Here is a 21666-nt window from a genome sequence, read left to right on the forward strand (position 1 = left end):
TGATCACCCACCCAATCGTTTGGAACAGGTGGCTCAGTTTTCAACCGTCACAATGGCTCACTTTTCGACCGTCACCGACAGTTCTTGACCCTCCCCAGCGAAAGGCAAATGACCACGACCCAGGAAGTGATAGCAGGGGTTGTAGTCGTACTCATTGGACTAGGCCTGTTCCTTTTCAGGGAACGGTTCATCAAACTTCAGCTCCTATCTATCCAAGGGCTAAAACCAATGAAGAGCCACCTCGCGACGGTTCGACGGTTACTCGAAGTAGCCTGGGTGGTCTTCAGCATCGTGCTCATCCTTATCGGTCTAAGCTGGCTTCTGCCCTTCGTCTAGAAGACCGGTATGAGGAATGACCCAAACGGAATCAAGGCTCTCAGGGGAAGACTTGTCCGTTAGACCCTCCCGAGAAAGCGCACGGTGGAGGATCCCCCACCGTGCCCTTCCTCGGCCAGGCCTAACGCACGGCGCACAGTGCGATCACCATGCTTCTGGGAAGGCGCGGATCATTTCGGGCGGAAAGGCGGATAGTAGGGCGCGTCGGAGTTTCTTACTGTTTTTCCATTGGTGGACGTCGAGCTCGGTGCTTCGTCCTCGACTGTCCAGTAGAGCGATTCCCCCGCTGCTGCGGTCTCCGACCAGGACGACATCTGTCAATTTGATGGCCTTTGTTTTGGAGCTTCGGTGCTTCATCAGATGCGTCTCGGTGAGCTGCAGAACGCTCTTATTCGATCTGTTCGGCCACACATTTGATTGACGGCCAGTTTGATCCGATTGTGGGTCGGTTGTGTCATGGTCTTGCCAGATTTCATATGGGTCGATCGTTAGACCTGCGTCTCGGCACTTCTTCTTCTTGGGTTTGACGTCGCTGTCCATTGCGATGACCAAGGTCTTCAGGCTGGCCTTCAGTGTCGCGGTAAGGGCCGCTGCCCCCGTTTCGTCTGCTAGGGCGAGCAGTTCCTCGCGTGTAGGCGTTTTTCTTTGGAAGAGTCCGTCGATGGCGACTTGGTCCAGATATTCCGTTGGCACGGTTTCATCCCAGGCAAGATCAATAACGTAATCGTTGTGGGCGGACTCGACCGCATGAGCACTGAACCCGGACGCGGCAATGTCGTTCAGGGCTTCGAGTGCGGCGTTCAGAGTCTTGCGGGTGTTCTCCACAATCGGATCGAGCACAAGATCAAGCTGCACGGCCTCTCTGCCGAGGACGGTGATAATTGGATCAACCGAGTAGATCAACCCCTGGTCGTGGCTCAGCCGCTTCCGCAGTTCGTAGTCCATCGCGCTGGCCAGGAGCGCACCTTGCCGGATAGGGACGATCAGGGACAGGGCGATGCCTACCTTCGATGACATGACCAACGTCGGCTCTGTGATAACCGGGATCGGTTCGTCGCGGACTGTTGGACTGCCAGAGGGCAGCCGGACATCAAGAGCAGCTGGCATGGGGCCGACAAAAGTCAGGGCGGCGTTCGCGCTGGAAAACCAGCTTTTCGCCCAATCGGTAGCCTCATCTGCAGTGATAGCGGATAGCGTTGGGACGCCGATCTGACCGATCCCAAGTCCTTGGGCTCCGAATCGGTAGGTCAGCAGCCCGGCGGATAGGTTCTGGAATGCCCATGGGTTCTCCGCCTGGATGGACGCTTTCTCCAGCGCAAGGTCGTCCTCTGTGAGGGCAGCGAAATCGGAAAGGACTTCAGCGATCCTGTTGAAGAAGGCAGCTACTGCATCCGGCTTGCCGGAGGCGTGGAACTCCGTAGTGTTCGTATCCACGCTTCCTCCATGGCGCACGGTAATCGGTTGAACGCGACGCAACACGATGTGTTCGATCAAATGCGTGATGCCGGCCAGCGCAACAGGTTCATCGCGGAGTCCGACCCCGAAGACCAATGTGCCCGCACATATACGACGCTGCATATCCAGCCAATACGACTGGATACCGTTGTGATTAGTGCTCTCGACCCTCTGCAGCATAAATCGAATTCTCTCAGCAGACACGGCGGCGAAATGACCACGACATCCCGCTCTCACCAGGAAGCGGATCCCTCAGCGCACCTTCTGAAAGGGAATGCCCGCTGATCAGTGGGTGGGCGTGGCCCTTCTATTTGGCAGCGGGCATCTGCCCGGTGAAAGCGTATTTCTGGTGAACCTTTTGCAGCAGTATGGTCAGGTCCGCTAGTACGAGTTTCGGTATGTCTGATTCATCCGTTTGCAGTATCCGGTTCAGGTTCGGCGTGATGTGGCCGATGATCCTGAGACCTTTCTTGCGCATGCGCGTGGACGTTGGTTCCTGTCCAGTGTGCATAGCTGCAGCGCCGGGGTACATGGCGCGACTTTCGGCGATCCCGAACTCCACTGCCCGTAGGGGCCCCGCTCAGCCACCATTGCCGCCACGCTTCGGATGCGTTGATGTCCATGGCGACTTCTCTCATGGTTGCCCGATATAACTGCACCCGGTGAGGAGCATGTTCAAGCTGTTCTGCATATTCGAGGAAGCGCGGTTCGTCTTCACGGGGTTTGAGGGGCCACAGTGTGTTGGTGTTGCGCTCATAGGCTTCCTCGAAGGCATTTGGGAGTCCGTTCCCAATCATGCCCTCGAAGAAGTCGAACATTGCAGGCCGATCCGGTTGCTCGAGAAAGTGTCCATCGGGCGGTGGGACATTGCCGACGAGGACTTGGTACAGGCACCAGCCGTTCAGCCACTGCTCGTAGCTGAAGGGCTGCGGCTCATTCATCCTGCCCAGTAGTGGAGGGGCTGCGGGGTCAAAGTCCTGCGGGGTCGCCGGGTTACTCATGGCCGGTTCAACGGTCTTTGCCGCAAAGAGTGCCTGAGGCTCGGGCCTAGCCTCCCATTGGATGAACAACTCGGACGCGCTGCGCTGGGCTTGCCCGAAGAGATCAATGATCATGTCAGCTCTCTCAGAGCTGAGCTTCTTCACCAGCGCATCGTGCTGGGGACCGGGATCCCGGTTCCACAGCCTGGCCTGCCTCACAAAAACTTCAAGATCCATAAGTCCTTCACCAACTACGAACGGTCATCGCAAGCCACCAAAAAGCACTTTTCGCAAAATCTACCTGCTCCGGCCAAAAACGGATGGGCCTACGCCCGCTACTACACCAGCGAGACCGAACGACGCGGCGAGCTGGAAGGCTAGCTGCGCAACTACAACCACCACCGGCCGCATACCGCCTGCGGCAATCAGCCGCCAATCTCACAGTTGACCTTCCAGCCCACATAGCTGGCGACAGCGGCCGATGGTTTCTGGAGCAGGACCGTTCCCCCGATGACACGATAGAAGCATGAACGAGCTTCAGCCTTGGGCGTCTGGCGAGGAGATCGATCGCTTGCGGCTGGCTCCGATGGGGTCTGCTGGTGGTGTCGGCGACGTCCGGCAGATAGTCGAGAGCATAAGTACAAGGCCAGTGACCTCAAGGCCCTCTGGGACGACGGAGGGCTCTACTGGTTCGGAGATGGCGGACCTCGACACATCGGCGGGAAGAAGGCCATCGGCCGTGACCGTCATGGTGTCTTGACCTTCTCGCCCTCCTTGTGCTTCGCCTGCAACAACGCTGACTCACAGCCATTTGATCGGGCCTATGACAAGTACAGCCAGTTCGTGGCTTCCGGAGGCTTGTCGGGCAGGCAATCTCTAGACTTCCCTAAGCTTTATGGAGCGGGAGCAGCAACCTTGCGCGTCGACTTGGCCCGCTACTTCACCAAGCACTTCGGGTGTCGAATGGTCGCCGATGGCTTCGATGTTCCGGATTCGATGCGCTCCTTTCTCGACGGCGCGCCTGATATGCCGGATGTTCACCTCGGCTTCGCCAAGCTTGGGATGCTGGCAGAGCTCGCCGATCTCGGAACGTTCCTGCACCCAACGGCAGGCATCGGGTTTTTGTCGGCGGATCGCAGTCGACTGACTGGGTACGTCACCGGGGTGTTCATCAGAGATGTGGGCGTGAGGTTCGAGTGGAGAGAGGACGGCTTCGATAGCTCATGGAAGAGCTTCTTCCTTTTTTCGCGCGGCGTCATCAACTACTTCGAGACCGAAGAGGACATGCATTTCGCCCGTCGAACGCCCATGCCGCGAGCGTGCTCGTGGCTAAACATGTGGAGGCGGAGTTAGGCGATTCTTCCTCCGCAAAACGCATCCCGGTCATCCTCGCGGTCGACTAACGTCTCCGGTCAGTACAACTAGAGGATCCTCCACCGCACGCCTCTTTGCTAACGGAAACAGGCATGGTCTCCGCGTCAGTGACATAGATTCAGGGCTCATTCTCTAGTGTTTTGAATGCGCACTCTCGCGTCCACGGCATAGAGCAGGGCGCCTGTTGCGATCAGCGCGAGACCGATCGCGATCTGCCAAACAAACCACGTTCCAGTGCCCGTGCTTAGCGCTATTAGGGCGCTGAAGGCGAGTAAACCTCCGAGGATCGTGAAGCTAGACCCAAGCTTCCTTCGCGTTGTACTTCCACCGTTCATGCCGCCAAGTTCCTTCCACTAATTCCAGCCACTATGACGCCAGCTCTTTCCCTCTAGGTCAAGCAGGCCCTCGAGAAATCGTCCCAGTAGGCGATCCCTTACCGTACAGTCGCAAGCTGATCCTTATGTTTGCCCTTTTTCGAGCGGTTTCAGTCAAATTAGTGATCCGCCAGTTAGGTTGTGAGGATGACGAGACTCTCGTGGAGGACGATCGTCATTGGCTCGGTTGCCCTCATTGTCTCGGCTGCTTTTGTGGGAGTGCTGCTGTCCCGATTCCTGCCCTCCGGCTCGCAGTTGTGGATACTTCCGACGGTCGTGGCTGTGGCTGTGATTGTGTCGATAGTTGTGAGAAAGAATGCAGAACAAGGACATCGCTGATATCAGTTGGATTCGCGACGTGCGGCGAAAGCTGATCCTCCACCGTGCTCGTCCGTGACTTGAGGGCGGCTGTTTACTTAGGCGCCTGCTGGTTGTTGGCGAAATGCGCGTCGCTCTCGGGGGGCGATGGGGATAGTTGCGGCTATGACCGCTGCTATGGATGCGGGGAGGATGAACCATCCGACAATCCATATTGTGGTGGTAATCGCCAGGATGGTCATGATGCCTGCGACGCAAGCAGTGGTTAGTGGCATTCTGCGTCCCCGTACGAAGGGCGGTACGGCCGTCAGGAGAAGTGCTGCGATGAGTGTTACTGCGATTTTGGGGTCCATATTGAACAGCACGAGCTGCGTGGTTGTGCTGATGACTTCACCGGTGTCTGGATCAATGGTGGAACCGACATACCCCGTGCGCAGCGAGATGATTGCAGTGGCTAGGAGCGCCAGGGCGAAACTAATGATCTGCGCTGTGCGCTTTGCAGTCATATAGCCCCTGATCCCCTGACGTGCCGGCGAAGCGGTCGATCGCACCTGGGCGGGCCCGATGTCGGGGCGTCGCCGTGGAATCTCCTCGCGCACCGGATCTGCGACATCCGTCGGCGGGCCCAGGCGCGTCAGTACGTCGTCAACGGCTTCTCCGCGTGCAAGCGCCTCAGTGATGTGGGAGCGCAAGCCATCCATAATCTCAGCCGTTTGCTCCGCCGATGCACGTCGAAGAGTTTGCTCAGCTGCGGCGAGCCAGGCTACTGCTTCGGCGGGAAGTTCGTTGTGCGTCACGATGGTCTCCTGAGGGTGCGATCTACTGCGTTCCGAAGAGGGATCCACGAGTTCTCGAACACTTCGAGAGCGTCGCGACCTGCTGGGGTGAGGGTGTAGTACTTTCGGGGTCGTCCAGCTTCCGATTCCTGCCATTCGCTTTCCGCGAGCCCGGAGGTCAACAAGCGTGCGAGCAGCGGATATAGCGTGCTCTCTCCCGCAATCAGTCCGTCAGCTTCGAGGCGGCGGGCCATGTCCAGCCCGTAGGTGGGACCGTCCCGCAATATTGCGAGGGCACAGAACTCAACCAGTCCTCTGCGAAGACTCGTGAGTACGCGTTCGGTGGTTACCATGTACCGCATAGTACAACGTGACACAAGGTATAGAACAGGGTGGAGTAGTCATCGTCGGATAACAGTAGGGAGTCCGATCCGATCCCTCACCGTGCCGTTTCTCGTGCGGGCCTTCTGCGACCGGTCGATGGTTCTGGTTTGCTGCTGCGAAAAGCAATCGTCCTTCACGTTGAAGTTGCAACATGGTGCGAGCGATGCCTGCACCGCGCAAGGTCGACCTGTCGGTGGTGCCGAAGGGCTGGTGGCAGAAGCTGGTATTCCCCGTCGGCAGGCCCGAGGAAACGGTGGACCGCAACGCCTACGTGTTCTGCGTTCTGGAGAAATTCCACACCGCGCTCAAGCACCGGCGACATCTTCGCGGCCACCTCCGACCCCTGGTCAGATCCCCGGACCCGGCTACTGTCGGGGCCGGCGTGGGAGAACGCGAAGGGCCCGGCGCTGGGCGCTTTGCTGCTGCCGGAGCAGCCCGAGTCTGCTCGCGGGGCACGCCGGGACCTTGGATGCGGCATGGCGAACGGTGTCCGGCGGGATGACCGCCGGCGGGGACATCACCGTGGACACCGAGGGCCGGATGGGTCTGCGAACTCACTTCCGCCAGCTGATCTCACCCACAGTGACTCGTATACCGAATGGTGGGCGGGTTAGTGCGTCTCGCCGGGCACGATCGTGAAATACCCTTCCGGCTCGATGACCGGCAGCCCAGGTATCGCTCAGTTGAGCACGGAGGTCCTCGGCAAGCAGGGTGACGAAACATTTCACGTAAGGGTCGACGCTCGTGAGTCGTGGATCAAAGTTGTCAGAGTGGAGTGTTGTCGACGTCGACAAGCGAGAGATTCGGTGGGTACTGACACCGAATCTCTCGCGCCCCTGAGCAATTACGAGCTGTTGCTCCGCGCGTTGGTTGAAGATGAGCGCGCGAAACTCGTCGCGGTGGGCGTCGATGTCGATGAATACACACGCATACCTAGCGGCGGACGGCCGCGACGCTGATTAAGCGGGCGGCCGGAGTCATGCTGGGCCAATGGGAAGGAGTGGGGTCGAGACCAAGGTCATGTATTGGCCATGCCGACGAGGCACGAGGGGCACGTCCAAAAGGACGTGCCCCTCGTCTGTCCCGGCGACGTGACGCCGCCGGAGCAGGAATCGGGTGTTGGTCAGGCTGCGTCGCGCAGAACCTCGCGCAGCGCCTCGTACTGTGGCTTCGGGTTGTTGTACATGTCGTACAGCAGGCCTGCGCCCTGGCCGGTGAACCAGCCGGGGATCCAGGAATTCGCGTCCGACACGCCCCATACCGTGTACGAGTTGCACGCCTCAACCGCGAGACAGTCCTCGAGGGTCTGTGCCCACCAGTCAACCTGCTGGTCGGCCTCGGCAGGGTCCACCGGGGTGTTGGTGTAGGTGCCGTTCGGCTTCTGGGCGACGTAGGTCCGGATGTCGACCTCAGTCAACGCGACCTCCAGACCCAGGTCGGCGAATCGCTGCAGGTTGTTGCGCAGGTCAGGGTAGCCGTACTGCGTGTCGAGGTGCCCCTGGAAGCCGACACCGTGGATCGGCACCCCGTCCGCGAGCAGTTCCTGCACGAAGGTATACGCGGCGTTGCTCTTGGGGCCAGTGAACTCCAGGTTGTAGTCGTTGTAGAAGAGCAGCGCATTCGGGTCGGCCTCGTGCGCCCAGCGGAATACGTCGGCGACGTACTGCTCGCCCGGCAGGCCGAGTTCCTCGTATGCCTGGTACCAGATGGTCTCGCGGAAGCTACCCTCGGCGTCGTCGTTGAAGATCTCATTGACGACGTCCCACTGCTGGATGTCGCCCGAGAAGTGCCCGGCGACTGTCCGGACGTGGTTCTCCAGGATCACGCGCAGCTCCTCGGCGCTGTAATCCCCCGTCGTGAGCCAGGTGGGCAGCTGGTTGTGCCACACGAGCGTGTGCCCCCGTACGACCTGGCCGTTCGCCTCGGCGTTGGCGATCAGCGCCTCCGCCGCGGCCCAGTCGTACACGCCGGGAGCCGGGTTCAGGGCCTCCCACTTCATCACATTTTCGGCGGTGACGCTGGAGTACTGGGTGTTGACGATGTTGCGGTACTTGCCGTTTTGTTCCAGCAGGTCGGCATTCACAGCAACGCCGATCTTGATGCCGGCGTCGTCGGCGAGGGTGCGCAGGCTGTTCTCACTGATGACGGACGAGTGCTCTGACGCCTTCGGGTGTGACGGCGGAGCTGGAGCAGCGAAGGCGGTGCTCGGGACGATCACCACAGAGGCCAGCACCAGGACGCTGGCGAGTAGGGGACGAGTTGTGCGCATAAATACTCCTTTGTATGAGGGCGTGGCGGGCGGGTCGATTGGCATCTTCCTCCCCCTACCCATAGTTAGCCAGATAAGTTGTGGCTGTCAACAAATATTTCTGCCACCACCGCGAGGGACTGGGTGCGGTTGTGAGAACAGGACCGGACCGGATCGCGGAGCGAGCTGCAGATCGTCGTGACAGTCGATTGACGAGTCAACGGGCACCCGGCACGCATTTGTTGCGAGGATCTCTATTTGTTGCCGGAAAACTCTTGCGTTTCACCGGGGCAGTGTTTAGGCTCACACCATACCAACAACTTTCGACGCAAATGTCGAAACTTTCGAGAGGCGTTCAAGGATGAACAAGCACAGCACCAGGAAGCTGCTGACCGTTGGGGTGGCGACAGCAGTCGCTCTCGGCGGCCTGTCAGCGTGTGGCTCCGGCGATGGAGCATCAGAAAGTGGCGACGTCACCATGACGTTCTGGCAGAACTCGACGACGGGTGCTGGCAAAGCGTACTGGGAGAAGACGGTCGCAGCGTTCGAGGAGGCAAACCCTGGCGTCACGATTGAGATGCAGTCCATCCAGAACGAGGAGATGGACGGGAAGCTCCAGACGGCGCTGAACTCCGGCGATGCACCCGACATCTTTATGGCGCGCGGCGGCGGCAAGCTTGCGGATGTCGTTGCGGCCGGACAGGCCATGGACATCACGGATTCCATCGACGACGCCACCAGGGCCGCTGTGCCCGAAGGTGTATTGAGCGCCTTCGAGGTCGAGGACAAGATTTACGGAATGCCGACCGCTGTGCTGCCTGGTGGCATGTTCTACAGCCAAGACCTCTTCGCCGAAGCGGGCGTCGAAGGAACACCGACGACCATCGACGAGCTCGGTTCCGTTGCTGAGAAGCTCAAGGGTGCAGGAATCGACCCCATCGCCGTCGGCGCGAAGGATGCGTGGCCGGCAGCGCACTGGTACTACTTCTTCGCGTTGCGGGCATGCTCGCAGGACGCGATGAACGAAGCGGCCGAGTCGAAGCAGTTTGACGACCCATGCTGGCTCGAGGCCGGAAAGGAGCTGGAGAAGTTCGTGAAAACGGAACCGTTCAACAACGGATTCCTCACCACATCGGCGCAGCAGGGAGCAGGCAGCTCTGCGGGTCTCCTTGCGAATCAAAAAGCAGCAATGGAACTCATGGGCGCATGGAACCCAGGTGTCATCGCATCGCTGACCCCCGACGAGAAGCCGCTGCCTGACCTTGGCTGGTTCCCGTTCCCTGAGGTCGACGGAGGCGAAGGCGCCGAGGGCGCCATGATGGGTGGCGTCGACGGCTTCACCTGCTCCGCTCAGGCCCCGAAGGAAGAGTGCACTGCGTTCCTGAACTTCTTCATGCAGAAGGAACATCAGGAGGCCTACGCGGAGGCGTTCCAGACTCTCCCCGCCAACCAGGATGCCCAGGCGGTTGTCACTGACCCGGCGCTCCAGTCGATCCTTCAGGCGTACAACGACGCACCGTACGTCATGGTCTGGCTGGACACCCTGTTCGGCCAGAACGTCGGGAACGCGCTGAACAAGGGTGTCGTCGACATGTTCGCCGGTCAGGGCACAGCTGAAGACATCGTCTCCGCCGTGAACGACGCAGCAGCAAAGGGATAGCAGCAGATAATGACTGAACCTGCCGTGGGTGCTCCGTTGATGACCGACAAGCAGCCGCCGCAGGGCACGGTAACGGCAGGGGACGGCGTTCGCGCGTCGTCCCCTGCCGCACCGCGGCCCAAACGGCGTCCAACGGACTGGCGCAAGCGCCTCGAGATCATGCTTCTGGCCGGGCCGGCGATCGTCGTTTTTGTCGGCTTCGTCATCTTCCCGGTCGTCCTCGCCGGCTACTACGGCTTCTTCCGCTGGAAGGGCTTTGGGCCAGCCACCGACTTCGTCGGTTTCGAAAACTACCTGATCATCTTTCAGGACAGCGCGTTCCACGACGTGCTGCGCCACAACGGGTTCATCCTCGTGCTCTCCCTGGTCATCCAGGGCCCCATTGCGGTCGGCCTCGCCCTCCTGCTCAACCGGAAGATCCGTGGCCGCTCGCTCATCCGCGTCCTCATCTTCGTCCCGTACATCATCTCCGAGGTCATCGTCGGGATCGGCTGGGGTCTCATGCTGCAGACATCCGGCGCCGTTAATGGGCTGCTCGAAAGCATCGGGTTGGGAGCTTTCCAGGCAGACTGGCTCTCTGATCCGAACATCGCCATCTGGTCCCTGATGGTGATCATCTCGTGGAAGTACATCGGCTTCGCCGTCATCCTTTTCCTCGCCGGATTGCAGAGCATCCCAGACGAATTGTTTGAGGCGGCCGCGATCGACGGCGCCAGCTACTGGCAGACCCAGCGCACCATCACGCTGCCGCTCCTCGGGCCGACCGTGCGGATCTGGGCGTTCCTGTCAATCATCGGCTCGCTGCAGTTGTTCGACCTGGTCTTCATCATCTGGGGCCAGTACGTCGCCTCGACTGCCGGTACCTCGACCATGGCCACCTACATGGTGGCCAACGGACGCACATCGGGCAACTTCGGCTACGGCAGTGCTGTCGCCGTCGTCATGTTCCTGATCTCCCTCGTCATCGCATTGATCTACCAGCGGTTCGTTCTCCAACGCGACACCGCCGGTGCCCTCACGGAAGGAAAGAAGTGATGACTGTTCTCGAAGCTCCCACTCTTACGCGCGAAAAGCGTCGACCGAGTGACCGCCAGCCATGGGGCAGCCCGGCGACCTACTTCATCGCGTTTGTCTTCATCGCACTCTGTCTCGGACCCGTGATTTACATCATCCTCGGTGGGTTCCGCGACAACTCGCAGATCACCAATTCGCCCGCGGGATTCCCGAACCCGTGGAATTTCGACAACTACGCTGAGGTGCTCGCGAGCCCGACCTTCTGGCAGCAGGTCGGCAACTCGGCGATTGCCGGGATCGCTACGACCATCGGTGTGGTGGTGCTAGGCCTGATGGCGAGCTTCATTCTCGCGCGATACACGTTTGCCGGTCGTGGAGCGATGTATTCACTGTTCGCCGCCGGGCTCATGTTCCCTATGACCGTGGCGATCACGCCGCTCTACATCCTCGTCAGGGACCTGGGCCTGATGAACAGCCTGGCTGGCGTGATTCTCCCGCAGATCGCCTTCGGCTTGCCGGTGACGATCATCATCCTGGTGCCGTTCCTCAAGGCCATCCCCGATGAAATCGAAGAGGCTGCGTCGATCGACGGCACCAGCCGGCTGGGCTTCTTCTTCCGGATGGTCGTTCCTTTGTCGCTGCCGGGCGTGGTGACGACGGGCATCCTTGCTTTCGTGGCGAGCTGGAACAGCTATCTTCTGCCGCTGTTCATCCTCAGTAACCAGGCGACGTACACCCTGCCGCTCGGTGTTCAGGCGTTCGCTTCGCAGTATTCGGTGGACACGGCGAAGGTACTCGCCTTCACCTCACTGTCCATGATTCCGGCACTGATATTTTTCACGCTGTTCGAGCGTCGCATCGTCGGCGGACTCACCGGCGCCGTCAAAGGTTAGGACTTTCCTTGAGCACCACAACATCCACGACGACCACGCCGGCATGGCACGACGTCACCGCATGCGCTTCCGACCGCGTCGAAGCACTCCTCACCGAGCTCACGCTCGAGGAGAAGATCGCCCAGCTGTTCGGCGTCTGGGTCGGTGCGTCCAGCGAGGGCGGGGACGTTGCCCCGCATCAGAACGACATGGACGACGTCGTCGACCTCGATGCGCTCCTGCCGAACGGGCTCGGCCAGTTGACTCGGCCGTTCGGCTCGGCTCCGGTCGACCCGGCGCTCGGGGCGCTGTCCCTCCTCCGCAGCCAGCGCCGGATCGCGGCATCCAACCGGTTCGGCATCCCGGCTGTTGCGCATGAAGAGTGTCTTGCCGGCTTCGCCACCTGGGGGGCGACCGCCTATCCGGTGCCCCTCGCCTGGGGTGCCTCGTTCAATCCGGGGCTCATTGAGCGGATGTCACACCGCATCGGGTCCGACATGCGCTCGGTCGGCATCCACCAGGGCCTTGCCCCGGTGCTCGACGTGGTGCGGGATGCCCGCTGGGGTCGCGTCGAAGAGACCATCGGTGAGGACCCGTATCTCATCGGCACCATCGGAACGGCGTACGTCCGTGGCCTCGAGTCCGCAGGAATCGTCGCAACTCTCAAGCACTTCGTCGGATACTCGGCGTCGAAAGCCGGCCGTAACCTCGCGCCGGTCTCGGTCGGTCCGCGTGAACTCGCTGACGTGCTGCTCGTCCCGTTCGAAATGGTCATGCGGGAAGGCAAGCCGCGTTCGGTCATGCACTCCTACACCGACATCGACGGCGTGCCATCCGCGGCTGACGAGTCGCTGCTCACCGGAGTCCTGCGCGACACCTGGGGTTTCGACGGCACCGTCGTGGCCGACTACTTCGGGATCGCCTTCCTAAAACTGCTTCACGGCGTCGCGGGTTCGTGGGGCGAGGCCGCTGCTCTCGCGCTCACTGCGGGCGTGGACGTCGAACTGCCGACGGTGAAGACCTTCGGTGCGCCGCTGGCTGAAGCGGTCCGGTCGGGCGACCTGCCCGAGGCGGTCATAGATCGTGCCCTCCGGCGTGTGCTGCGCCAGAAAGTCGAACTCGGACTGCTTGATCCTGACTGGGATGCCACGCCCGAAGCGTTGCGGGACGTCGACGTGGACAACGCGGAAGGCATCCGCGGCACCATCGACCTGGACAACGCCGGCAATCGGGCGGTCGCCCGCGAGATCGCCGAACAGTCCATCGTGCTTGTGAACAACGACGGGACCCTTCCGCTCGCCGCCCCGCGCCGGATTGCTGTCGTCGGGCCGACGACCGACGACCCCTTCGCCGTTCTCGGCTGCTACTCGTTCCCTGCGCATGTCGGCGTGCAGCATCCTGACACACCCCTCGGTATCGAATTGCCTACCCTGCTGGATAGTCTCCGCATCGAGTTTCCTGAAGCCGACATCGAATACGTGCCAGGCACAACGATCGACGGAGGAGAAACCGCCGGGATCTCCGCAGCGGTGGATGCTGCGACGCGGGCGGACGTCGTCATCGTCGCCCTCGGCGACCGGGCCGGGCTTTTTGGCCGCGGCACGAGCGGTGAGGGCTGCGACGTCGAGTCACTCCGCCTGCCCGGTGCCCAACAAAACCTTCTCGACGCCGTCCTGGCAACATCGACTCCTGCCGTCGTCACCCTGCTCGCTGGACGACCGTACGCGCTGGGATCCGCTGTCACGGGCGCCAGCGCGATCGTGCAAGCGTTCTTCACAGGAGAAGAAGGAACCGCCGCGCTCGTCGGCATCCTCTCCGGCCGGGTCAATCCGAGCGGACGCCTGCCTGTCAGCATCCCGGCCTCAGAGGGAACGCAGCCGTCCACATACCTGGCCGCTCCCTTGGCACGCTCCAACGGAGTGTCGAGCATCGACCCGACCGCGGTCTTCGCGTTCGGGCACGGGATCGGGTATACGACCTTTGACTGGAGCGCCGGCGAGCACGGTCCGGGTACGGTCGGAGTCGACGGCACGGCGACCCTCGGCCTCCGTCTCCGCAACACCGGGGACCGTGCTGGGACAGAAATAGTCCAGATTTACGTCCACGATCCGGTCGCGTCAGTAGTGCGCCCGGTGCAGCGTCTGGTCGGTTATCAGCGCGTTGACCTGAAGCCGGGCGAATCCGTCGAGCTCTCGATACACGTTCCCGCAGATGTCACCGGCTTCACCGGCCGAAACGGCGAGCGGGTCGTCGAACCGGGAGAGATCGTCCTTGGTCTCGGAGCGTCGAGCACCGACATACGGATCACGCACTCGGTGCAGCTCTCCGGTGAAGCCCGCGTCGTGGGCTTCGACCGGGCCTTCCACCCGAGTTTCAACGAGATCGCACGGAGCGCCTCATGAGTGTCGATCACCGCCGGGTGACCGCGCAGGTCACCGTGCTGGACTCCGTTGGCAACCCTGTGCGCAACGCGGATGTCACCGTCGAACAGCAGCGTCATGACTTCGCCTTCGGCAACATCGGTTTCGACTTCATCCCGCTCGCCAATGGGGAGACCGAGCAGAATGCCGCGGCGGAGCCCGTTTTCGGCGGGGCAGGGCTCGCCGGCCTGCCGGAGCTCGAGACGATGTGGCTCGATCTCTTCAACACTGCGACCCTTCCGTTCTACTGGCGAGGATTCGAGCCGACCCGCGGCAAGCCTGACACCCGAAGGCTTCTCCGGACCGCCTCGTGGTTCGCTGAGCACGGAGTGACGGTGAAGGGGCATCCGCTTACCTGGCACACGCTCGCGCCCGAGTGGCTCACCGGTCTACCGGTGGCGGAGATCGAGCGGCTGCAACGCGAGAGGATCCGACGCGAGGTGACCGACTTCTCTGGGGTCATCGACACGTGGGACGCCATCAACGAAGTCGTCATCATGCCCGTGTTCACTGCAGAGGAAAACGGTATCACCCGGCTTGCGCAGAGCATTGGTCGCGTGCCCATGATTCAGCTCGCGTTCGAGGAAGCTCGCGCCTCGAACCCTTCGGCGACGCTCGTCCTGAACGACTTCGACTTGTCGAGCGACTACGAAGCTCTGATCGAGGGCGTGCTTGAGGCGGGGATTGCTGTGGACGCGATCGGCCTGCAGACGCACATGCATCAGGGGTATTGGGGAGAAGAGACCATGCTCGCGATGATCGACCGATTCGCCCGCTTCGGGCTGCCCCTCCATCTGACCGAGACGACTCTGCTGTCGGGGGACCTCATGCCGCCGGAGGTCGTCGACCTCAACGACTATCAGATCCCATCCTGGCCATCGACGCCCGAGGGAGAGGCTAGGCAAGCGGACGAGATCGTCCGCCACTATCGCTCACTCGTGGGCCACCCGGCCGTGCAGGCCATCACGTACTGGGGGCTCACCGACGACGGAGCGTGGCTCGGTGCGCCGGGCGGATTTGTTCGCGCCGACGGCACGCCGAAACCCTCGTTTTACGCACTGCGGTCGCTGATTAAGGGCGAATGGTGGCTGCCGCGAACGACGATGCGCACGGATCATGACGCACGCTTGTCGATCACGGGTTTCTTCGGTGATTACGTGATCAAGCGCGACGGGCAGAGTGCACCGGTCTCGCTCTCGCGGGGGCGTGAAACGGCCACCGTCCGATTCCGCTGACCTGACCGACGGCGGACCAACGCCGCGTGTAGTGACACCGTTCGTCTGGGGGAGTTGCACTCACCACGATCGGACGTCGACCCGCTGAGGGGCGCTGGTTCAACCACTTGTCAGCCCGTACTTATCCGTACCAGCGCATAGGCTTGTAATGATGAGAACCGCGAAAATCCGCGGGATTCTGCGCGGGACTGGTAGGTGTTGTCAGCACGGCCCGGGCGGGCGGTGCTGTCGCCTCTGCCGGGCAGAACTATGAGCTGGATCCCATCGCAGCGGTATTCATCGGCGGTGCGGCGGTTCAGGGCGGAATAGGAACCATCATCGGGGCGGTCATCGGAGGCCTCGTTATGGGCGTGCTCAATATGGGCCTGTCGATTCTCTCCGTCGATGCCGCCTGGCAAATGGCCATCAAGGGCCTGGTGCTTCTGCTGGCCGTCGCCTTCGGTATTTTCAACAAGCGCCGTTCCGGGGGAAGATGAGCAGCGACTACAACTGATTTCGAGAGGCATAGGGTTGACGGCTTCACAGCTGACCAAGCTGGACGGTACGCGAAGAACCAAGGCGGCGCCGCTCCAGAGCACGGACACGATCCGGCGCACCAACTTGTCGTTGATTTTGGGCCTGCTCCACAGGGGAGGACCGCTGTCGCGTGCCAACCTGACGAAGCGGACGGGGTTGAACCGCTCAACTATAAGCGCCCTTGTCGCCGAGCTCGGGGACCTCGGGCTTGCCTACGAAACAGAACCGCCTGCCATAGGGCGTGTCGGACGGCCAAGCCCCCTCGTTCATCCCAACGAAAAGGTCGCGGCCTTAGCCATTAATCCAGATGTAGATGCCGTGACCGTCGGGCTTGTCGGCCTCGGCGGTCACGTTCATCGCAGGATTCGTTATGAGGCCGCCACGCAACCTTCCGTAACGGAAACAGTGAACATCAGCCGGGCGATTGTAGAAGGAATGCAGGCCGACCTGGACGCCATGGATCGGATTACAGGCGTTGGGCTTGCCGTTCCTGGACTCGTCAGATCGTCCGACGGGCAGATACTACTGGCACCGCACCTCCAGTGGGCCGATGAGCCCCTGGCGGCCTTCCTTGAGCAAGCCCTGGCCCGTCCGGTGCGTGCCGGGAATGATGCCACTCTGGGATCGCTCGCCGAAAGTATTTACGGGGCCGCCGTAGGGATCTCGGACGTAGTGTATCTGAACGGAAGCGCCAGCGGCATCGGCGGTGGCGTCATTTCCGGAGCCAGGACTTTGCGGGGTTCTGCAGGTTTTGCCGGCGAACTTGGACACACTCTGGTGCGAACCAACGGGGAAAAGTGCCATTGCGGAAGGTCCGGGTGTTTGGATGCCGAAGTCCGCCTCGAACGGCTGCTCGCCCCGCTCGGCCTTGCCCGGGCGGATCAGGACGAGCTGGAGCGGGCCATTGCCGAGCCTCCATCCCGGGAGCTACAAAAGGAAGTTGAACGGCAGATCGACCTCCTTGCGGTGGCACTGACGAATTTTGTCAACATATTCAACCCCGAAATGATCGTGCTCGGCGGGTTTCTGGGCTCTATCTTCTCCCTGGACCCCGAGCGCCTTATCTCGGCCGTGGCCGGGGAGACGATCGGGGGACTCGGAGCGGACGTCAAGATCAAAAGGACGGTTCTCGGGTCCGAATTGCTATTGGTTGGCGCCGCCGAGCTGGCATTTGCCCAGCTTCTCGCTGACCCCGCCGGGACGGCCTAAACCTTCCCTCGAGCCCTTATTTACTTCCTAAACAGAGGAGATGAATTGGTTCCGGGTCTGTTCTTCATAGCGTTCGCTATTGTGTGGTTCGTCCTCAGAAGCAAAATCGCCGAACGCCAAGCGTTGATCATCGCCACGTTCCTCCGTTCGCAGGACACACGGCAGGAGCAAATTGCGTCCGGCTTGTCGCAGTTTTACGTCCTTCTCTGTGCCTTCATTCTGATAGCCGGCATCACGATGTTGTCGGTAGACCTACTTTCAAATCCTTGGCTTGATTTGAAGCAGCCCCGAAAGCACCTCGCCACAGCAGCGACTTGACTAGGTTCAGCCCAGAGGCCCCACGAGCGGATCCCTCAACGCACAACGCTTCGGCCGCAAGTATTCCGAATTGGCCAGTCTTGCTTGGCCGGACCAGCAAGCTGATGATGCTCGTCTCTACCTGCGAGATATGACCAGGTAAAGATAAGCGCCACCGTGAGGCCGCCAGCTAGAGCGCCCACCGCATGGCCCGGCCCGAAGGCGAATAGGAGAACGAGCGACGGAATGACCAGGGCAAGCGTTATCGCTACAAGCCCGAGACCCCTCGTTGGCTTTTCGTTCCGTACCCATGAAGCGACGACCATGGTCAACATCAGTGCAGCAATCATCGCCAAGCTGGACCAATAGCTTCTTCTCGCCGGGACCTCGAAGATAGTAAGGACAGCGGCGGCTGCAAGGACGCCCATAAACCAAGCGAGACCATGAGCCGCTATCTTTTCGTCGTCTTCACGTCAGAACCCTCCGCCTCTTATCAGCATCCTGCTCAAAGCTGCCTTCGAATCAGGCACGAACCCGTATCTCTCTGTTCCTACGGGACGTGCGGTTCCACCAGCTAGTACCCTCAGCGAGGGTCCCTTAGTATTCAGTCATCTCTTATCCCCTACTCACGCGATGAAGCAGTGGCACTCCTCATACTTCACATCGCTTTGGCTGGCTTTCTCATTTGGACGACATCACGGCTGCTGTACTCTATTTTTCGCCGGCGGCCCTGACTCTTCATCAGATTTTTATGCTCTCGCACGAAGCGTGATCAACTAGCGTCTTCGTTATGCTGTACCCAGCCGAAAGTGGAAACGTTGGGGGATAACCGTGAAAAGGTTCGAGAGACTATTGGTCGGGGCGGCGCTCTTCGCCGCGGCCATTGCCATGGTCCTTACGGCTGTCGTCGTGGGTGCAGTCCTCACGCCGGAAAACACTGTCTGGGGAAGCGCGCGAGCGGGAGTCGTCATCGCTATGGCCTGGCTCATTGCCTACCCCTTTCTGAAGAAGAGGGATCGGATGCGCTCCTGAATGCCCTCGGGTGAAGCGCGGAAGTCCAAGTAGGTCCCCCGGACCGTATTTTTTCCATCCCTCAGCGGGCCCCACCGCTGAGGGATCGGCAGGCGTCTCCTGAGGCGCACCTAGGATTGGGGTTCAGGGAACAACCTAGTGATCCCCAACGGGAAATCTTCCGACAGATCGTCCAGCACGCAGGGGATCCAACTGATGTGTTCGGCGAATGGCGACTCCGACCACGTCCACGTCCACGGACGCGGTACGTAGCAAAAGACGTGTACTCGTCTCCAGTTGAAGAACAGGGGGTGTGCACCACCGCGCACGGACCGACAGGATGCCGCCACCGCAGGACAAGAACCCGCAATCTCTATAGCCTAGGGATGTGGAGGGCGTATGACAGTTCGCAGCGCAGGCATTCTGCTGTACCGGCGGAGCCCAGAAGGGCACTTGGAGGTCTGGATCGCCCATAACGGTGGCCCCCACTGGACCGGCATGGACACCCGCGCCTGGACAATTCCAAAGGGAATATACCTCGACGCGGAGGACCCTCTGGTGGCCGCGCTGCGGGAGTTCGCCGAAGAAATCGGGACGCCGGCGCCTCAGGCGGACTACCTTGAGCTGGGCGCTTTCCGCCAGCCTTCGGGGAAGGTCATCACCGCCTTTGCCGCCGAATCGGATTTCCAGCCAGAGCACATCACCAGCAACACGTTTCCGCTGGAATGGCCGAAGGGTTCCGGTGTTGTGCGGGAGTATCCCGAAATCGACGATGCCAGATGGTTCAGAGAGTCCGAGGCGCGCAGGAAACTGGCGAAGGGGCAGGTACCGATCCTCGATGCCCTTGCCGAGTACCTTGGGAAGCTGGGCGGGTCCTGAGCGGGGCAGCTTTCAGACGACATTGTTCTCCGCACTGGGCGGTAGCAGAGCTAGGCAGGAGCGCCGGCACAGGTGGGAGACTTTCCACAGGTTCCTCGTCCTTGTCGAAATCGCTCATATAGCGGACCTTAGCAAGACTCGGTTCCTCGGGCAGCAAGACCGATCTCGATCCCTCATCGCGCCTTCCGATCCCGTGATCCTCTTACTGGCCTGGGCTACCGTATGAAGATAGGCCTGATGGAAGCACATGGGGTGGAGTGTGAAGCTAGGACGTTTTCTGCTGGCAGGTGTTGTCTTAGGTGCGACATCGTGTGCGGCGGCCGGTTCAGCACCGCCCAGCCCGCCCCCGGAGACTCCGAGAACATCTGAGGTCCAAAAGGGTCCTTCCCCTGAGGATCCGCACTCGCTGCAACTGGGTGAGGGCTCCCCAGCCAATGAGCAGGTCGCGCATGCGGCGAGCGAGTTAAGCGGAGCGCTGCAAGACGACGACCGACTCGCCTCTGTAGAAGTCATTGGTGGGAAGAAGATCGTCGTTCACTGGGACGGTCCCGTCGATTCTCGGTTGCAGAACCTCCTAGGGCGCTTTCCTGATGTAGAGATTGCGGTTGAAGCCACCGCCTGTTCGCCCGGAGAGGTGCGAGCGAAAGGTAAGGAGCTGTTCACATCCGATCCAGCAATCAAGGCTTTCGCCCTGACGCCTGATGGGTCGAGCGTTGAGCTACTGCTGGATCCGTCGCTTGAGTCAAAGAGCGACATCGACAGCTTGGAACGTACCTATGCTGAAACGTTCGGATGCCCCGTCAAAGTGGAATTCGGAACGGTAACGCCCGCCTGAGACGGGGAAAACGTCAATCGGATCCGAGTCCTCAGCGGACATTGGTGGCTTGTTGGTGCACTCTTTGCGCTGACGCTTATTGATTCGTATCGAGACGGACTGGGGTGGAACGCGAGGGTCCTCCGCACTCTTCAGATCCACCGATCCTTGTCCATTCCAGGGTTGCTTCGGTCCTCGCCAGGATTGTTCCGCTGGCGTCGAGAGCTTGTGCTGTGACTTCAGCAGGTTGAACCATGCCGGTTTGGATCTCCCAATTCTCCTCACTGATGCGCGAAGTGATGAAGTGAGAGAAGAGCCCAGTAAGTTGCCATTGTTGGGGTGCAGGCGTCGCAAAAGTATCTGGTGGAGACGAAGGTACAGGCGTGGCGGTTTGTTGTTGTGGTGGCCGAATAGGCACTCCGCTCGAGCAGCCTTCTTCATCGGAGCAGAGCTTCACTGCGGCCACTGAGCTAGCGCGGGATCCGCTTATTTCGACAGGAATTACCGTTGAGTGAGCTATTGCTGGGCATGCCGTGACCGCCGGAGGAGCGGAACATCCGCTTACGGCAGTAAGCATAACGAGCGCTGCTGTTATGGCCCCTGATATCCGCATGTCAACATCCTGTCAGAGGCGGTCCGCGCTTGGCCTCCGAAAGGATCCTTCACCGAGCTCTTTTGGGGTGGGTCTGACGCTCGTGCCTAGCGGACGTCGTCGTTCCATCACTTCTACCCTCACCTGGACTCTTGATGGCGCTCTTCCACAAACACGTCAAAGCGTGAAGCACTAGTAAGAGCAGCCGCCGAGGTAAATCCAGTCGATCCCTATCCCCTTGGGTGACGCGAAGTCGGCGCTGATCCGAAGCCGGGCACTCAGCGCCTGGTCACGTATCTGGTCAGGAGCACACCGTTAGGAAACGTCCGGGTCTCCACCAGGCTCAGGTTCACCCAGTTGCCCAGGGCTGTGAAGAACGGCGTGCCGCCGCCCAACAGGACCGGATGGGTGACGATCGCGTACTCGTCGATCAGACCGGCCCGCATGGCCGCCGCGGCGAGTGTGGCACCGCCGATGTCCATTGAGCCGCCGTCGTCGGCCTTGAGCCGCGTGATCTCGATGACCGCGTCGCCGGTGACCAGGCGGGTGTTCCAGTCAACCGTGCTGGTCGTCGAGGAGAACACCATCTTCGGCATGTCTCGCCAGCGGCGGGCGAACTCGATCTGCGCAGGTGTGGCGTCGGGCTGCTGGTCGGCGGTCGGCCAGTGGGAGCTCATCGTCTTCCACAGTTTGCGCCCGTACAACGCCAGGCCCGTCGCTCCCACCCGGTCCGACCACCATTGGAACAACTCGTCACTCGGTACGCTCCATCCGAGATTGTCGCCGGGCGCGGCGATGTAACCGTCCAGGCTCACATTCATGCCGAAGGTCAGGTTGCGCATGGCGTCAGTCTCCCGTGAGGCGGTATTCGTTGTACAGAGCAGATGCTCCCCTGGGAAAGG

Annotated in this window: 19 protein-coding genes and 2 pseudogenes; 15 read left to right on the forward strand and 6 right to left on the reverse strand. The window is 60.9% G+C overall.

The window, feature by feature from the left end; translation table 11 throughout:
- Positions 1–480: 480 nt before the first annotated feature.
- Entirely contained in the window at positions 481–1971 is a 1491-nt protein-coding gene (locus AC4D2M_RS16530; RefSeq protein WP_490892990.1) for a peptidase M16 family protein, read from the reverse strand.
- Positions 1972–2098: 127 nt separating this feature from the next.
- Positions 2099–2353: a hypothetical protein gene (locus tag AC4D2M_RS16535; protein ID WP_490892991.1), complete on the reverse strand. Its 255-nt coding sequence runs from the start codon at positions 2351–2353 to the stop codon at positions 2099–2101.
- A gap of 109 nt (positions 2354–2462) precedes the next feature.
- Between AC4D2M_RS16535 and AC4D2M_RS16540 the strand changes: the two genes are divergently transcribed.
- From AC4D2M_RS16540 to AC4D2M_RS16550, 3 genes and pseudogenes are all read left to right on the forward strand, one after another.
- Complete coding sequence (locus tag AC4D2M_RS16540; RefSeq protein ID WP_490892992.1) at positions 2463–2744, forward strand: hypothetical protein; 282 nt, start codon at positions 2463–2465, stop codon at positions 2742–2744.
- Positions 2745–3086: 342 nt separating this feature from the next.
- A pseudogene (locus AC4D2M_RS16545) lies at positions 3087–3236 on the forward strand (integrase core domain-containing protein); the annotation flags it as partial.
- 450 nt (positions 3237–3686) lie between these two features.
- Entirely contained in the window at positions 3687–4124 is a 438-nt protein-coding gene (locus AC4D2M_RS16550) for a hypothetical protein (protein WP_490892993.1), read from the forward strand.
- A gap of 811 nt (positions 4125–4935) precedes the next feature.
- On the opposite strand, the gene AC4D2M_RS16555 is transcribed toward AC4D2M_RS16550, so the two are convergent.
- Both AC4D2M_RS16555 and AC4D2M_RS16560 read right to left on the reverse strand, forming a co-directional pair.
- Complete coding sequence (locus AC4D2M_RS16555) at positions 4936–5634, reverse strand: HAAS signaling domain-containing protein (RefSeq protein WP_490892994.1); 699 nt, start codon at positions 5632–5634, stop codon at positions 4936–4938.
- Positions 5631–5966, reverse strand: coding sequence for a PadR family transcriptional regulator (locus AC4D2M_RS16560; RefSeq protein WP_490892995.1), 336 nt, complete (start codon positions 5964–5966; stop codon positions 5631–5633). The genes AC4D2M_RS16555 and AC4D2M_RS16560 overlap by 4 nt, the downstream gene beginning before the upstream one ends.
- A 194-nt stretch (positions 5967–6160) precedes the next feature.
- On the opposite strand from AC4D2M_RS16560, the gene AC4D2M_RS16565 reads away from it, so the two are divergent.
- Together AC4D2M_RS16565 and AC4D2M_RS16570 are read left to right on the forward strand one after the other, a co-directional pair.
- Positions 6161–6499, forward strand: coding sequence for a hypothetical protein (locus tag AC4D2M_RS16565; RefSeq protein WP_490892996.1), 339 nt, complete (start codon positions 6161–6163; stop codon positions 6497–6499).
- A gap of 304 nt (positions 6500–6803) precedes the next feature.
- Complete coding sequence (locus AC4D2M_RS16570; protein WP_490892997.1) at positions 6804–6956, forward strand: hypothetical protein; 153 nt, start codon at positions 6804–6806, stop codon at positions 6954–6956.
- A 164-nt stretch (positions 6957–7120) separates the two neighbouring features.
- Here AC4D2M_RS16570 and AC4D2M_RS16575 read toward each other — a convergent pair whose 3' ends face one another.
- The gene (locus AC4D2M_RS16575; RefSeq protein ID WP_490892998.1) at positions 7121–8266 is read right to left on the reverse strand and encodes an endo-1,4-beta-xylanase; all 1146 of its coding nucleotides are present in this window, start codon (positions 8264–8266) and stop codon (positions 7121–7123) included.
- 340 nt (positions 8267–8606) lie between these two features.
- Between AC4D2M_RS16575 and AC4D2M_RS16580 the strand changes: the two genes are divergently transcribed.
- From AC4D2M_RS16580 to AC4D2M_RS16625, 10 genes and pseudogenes are all read left to right on the forward strand, one after another.
- Positions 8607–9905 (forward strand): ABC transporter substrate-binding protein, encoded by a 1299-nt coding sequence (locus AC4D2M_RS16580; protein ID WP_490892999.1) that lies wholly within the window; start codon positions 8607–8609, stop codon positions 9903–9905.
- Positions 9906–9944: 39 nt separating this feature from the next.
- A complete protein-coding gene (locus tag AC4D2M_RS16585) occupies positions 9945–10940 on the forward strand; it encodes a carbohydrate ABC transporter permease (protein WP_490893035.1) in 996 nt (331 codons plus the stop codon).
- Positions 10940–11812: a carbohydrate ABC transporter permease gene (locus tag AC4D2M_RS16590; RefSeq protein ID WP_490893000.1), complete on the forward strand. Its 873-nt coding sequence runs from the start codon at positions 10940–10942 to the stop codon at positions 11810–11812. Before AC4D2M_RS16585 ends, AC4D2M_RS16590 begins: the two co-directional genes overlap by 1 nt.
- 8 nt (positions 11813–11820) lie before the next feature.
- Positions 11821–14193, forward strand: a complete 2373-nt coding sequence (locus tag AC4D2M_RS16595; RefSeq protein WP_490893001.1) for a beta-xylosidase/alpha-l-arabinosidase — start codon at positions 11821–11823, stop codon at positions 14191–14193.
- The gene (locus AC4D2M_RS16600; protein WP_490893002.1) at positions 14190–15446 is read left to right on the forward strand and encodes an endo-1,4-beta-xylanase; all 1257 of its coding nucleotides are present in this window, start codon (positions 14190–14192) and stop codon (positions 15444–15446) included. The genes AC4D2M_RS16595 and AC4D2M_RS16600 overlap by 4 nt, the downstream gene beginning before the upstream one ends.
- 173 nt (positions 15447–15619) lie before the next feature.
- Positions 15620–15922, forward strand: a pseudogene (locus AC4D2M_RS16605) (ABC transporter permease subunit); the annotation flags it as partial.
- Positions 15923–15956: 34 nt separating this feature from the next.
- Positions 15957–17171, forward strand: a complete 1215-nt coding sequence (locus tag AC4D2M_RS16610) for an ROK family transcriptional regulator (RefSeq protein WP_490893003.1) — start codon at positions 15957–15959, stop codon at positions 17169–17171.
- A gap of 1128 nt (positions 17172–18299) precedes the next feature.
- The gene (locus tag AC4D2M_RS16615; RefSeq protein WP_490893004.1) at positions 18300–18500 is read left to right on the forward strand and encodes a hypothetical protein; all 201 of its coding nucleotides are present in this window, start codon (positions 18300–18302) and stop codon (positions 18498–18500) included.
- Positions 18501–18878: 378 nt separating this feature from the next.
- Positions 18879–19358, forward strand: coding sequence for an NUDIX hydrolase (locus AC4D2M_RS16620; protein WP_490893005.1), 480 nt, complete (start codon positions 18879–18881; stop codon positions 19356–19358).
- A 247-nt stretch (positions 19359–19605) separates the two neighbouring features.
- Complete coding sequence (locus AC4D2M_RS16625) at positions 19606–20193, forward strand: hypothetical protein (RefSeq protein WP_490893006.1); 588 nt, start codon at positions 19606–19608, stop codon at positions 20191–20193.
- Between the two features lie 849 nt (positions 20194–21042).
- Here the strand turns inward: AC4D2M_RS16625 and AC4D2M_RS16630 are convergent.
- Positions 21043–21606: a dihydrofolate reductase family protein gene (locus AC4D2M_RS16630; protein WP_490893007.1), complete on the reverse strand. Its 564-nt coding sequence runs from the start codon at positions 21604–21606 to the stop codon at positions 21043–21045.
- Positions 21607–21666 lie beyond the last annotated feature (60 nt).

Source organism: Arthrobacter sp. TJ-270 (genome assembly GCF_058269075.1).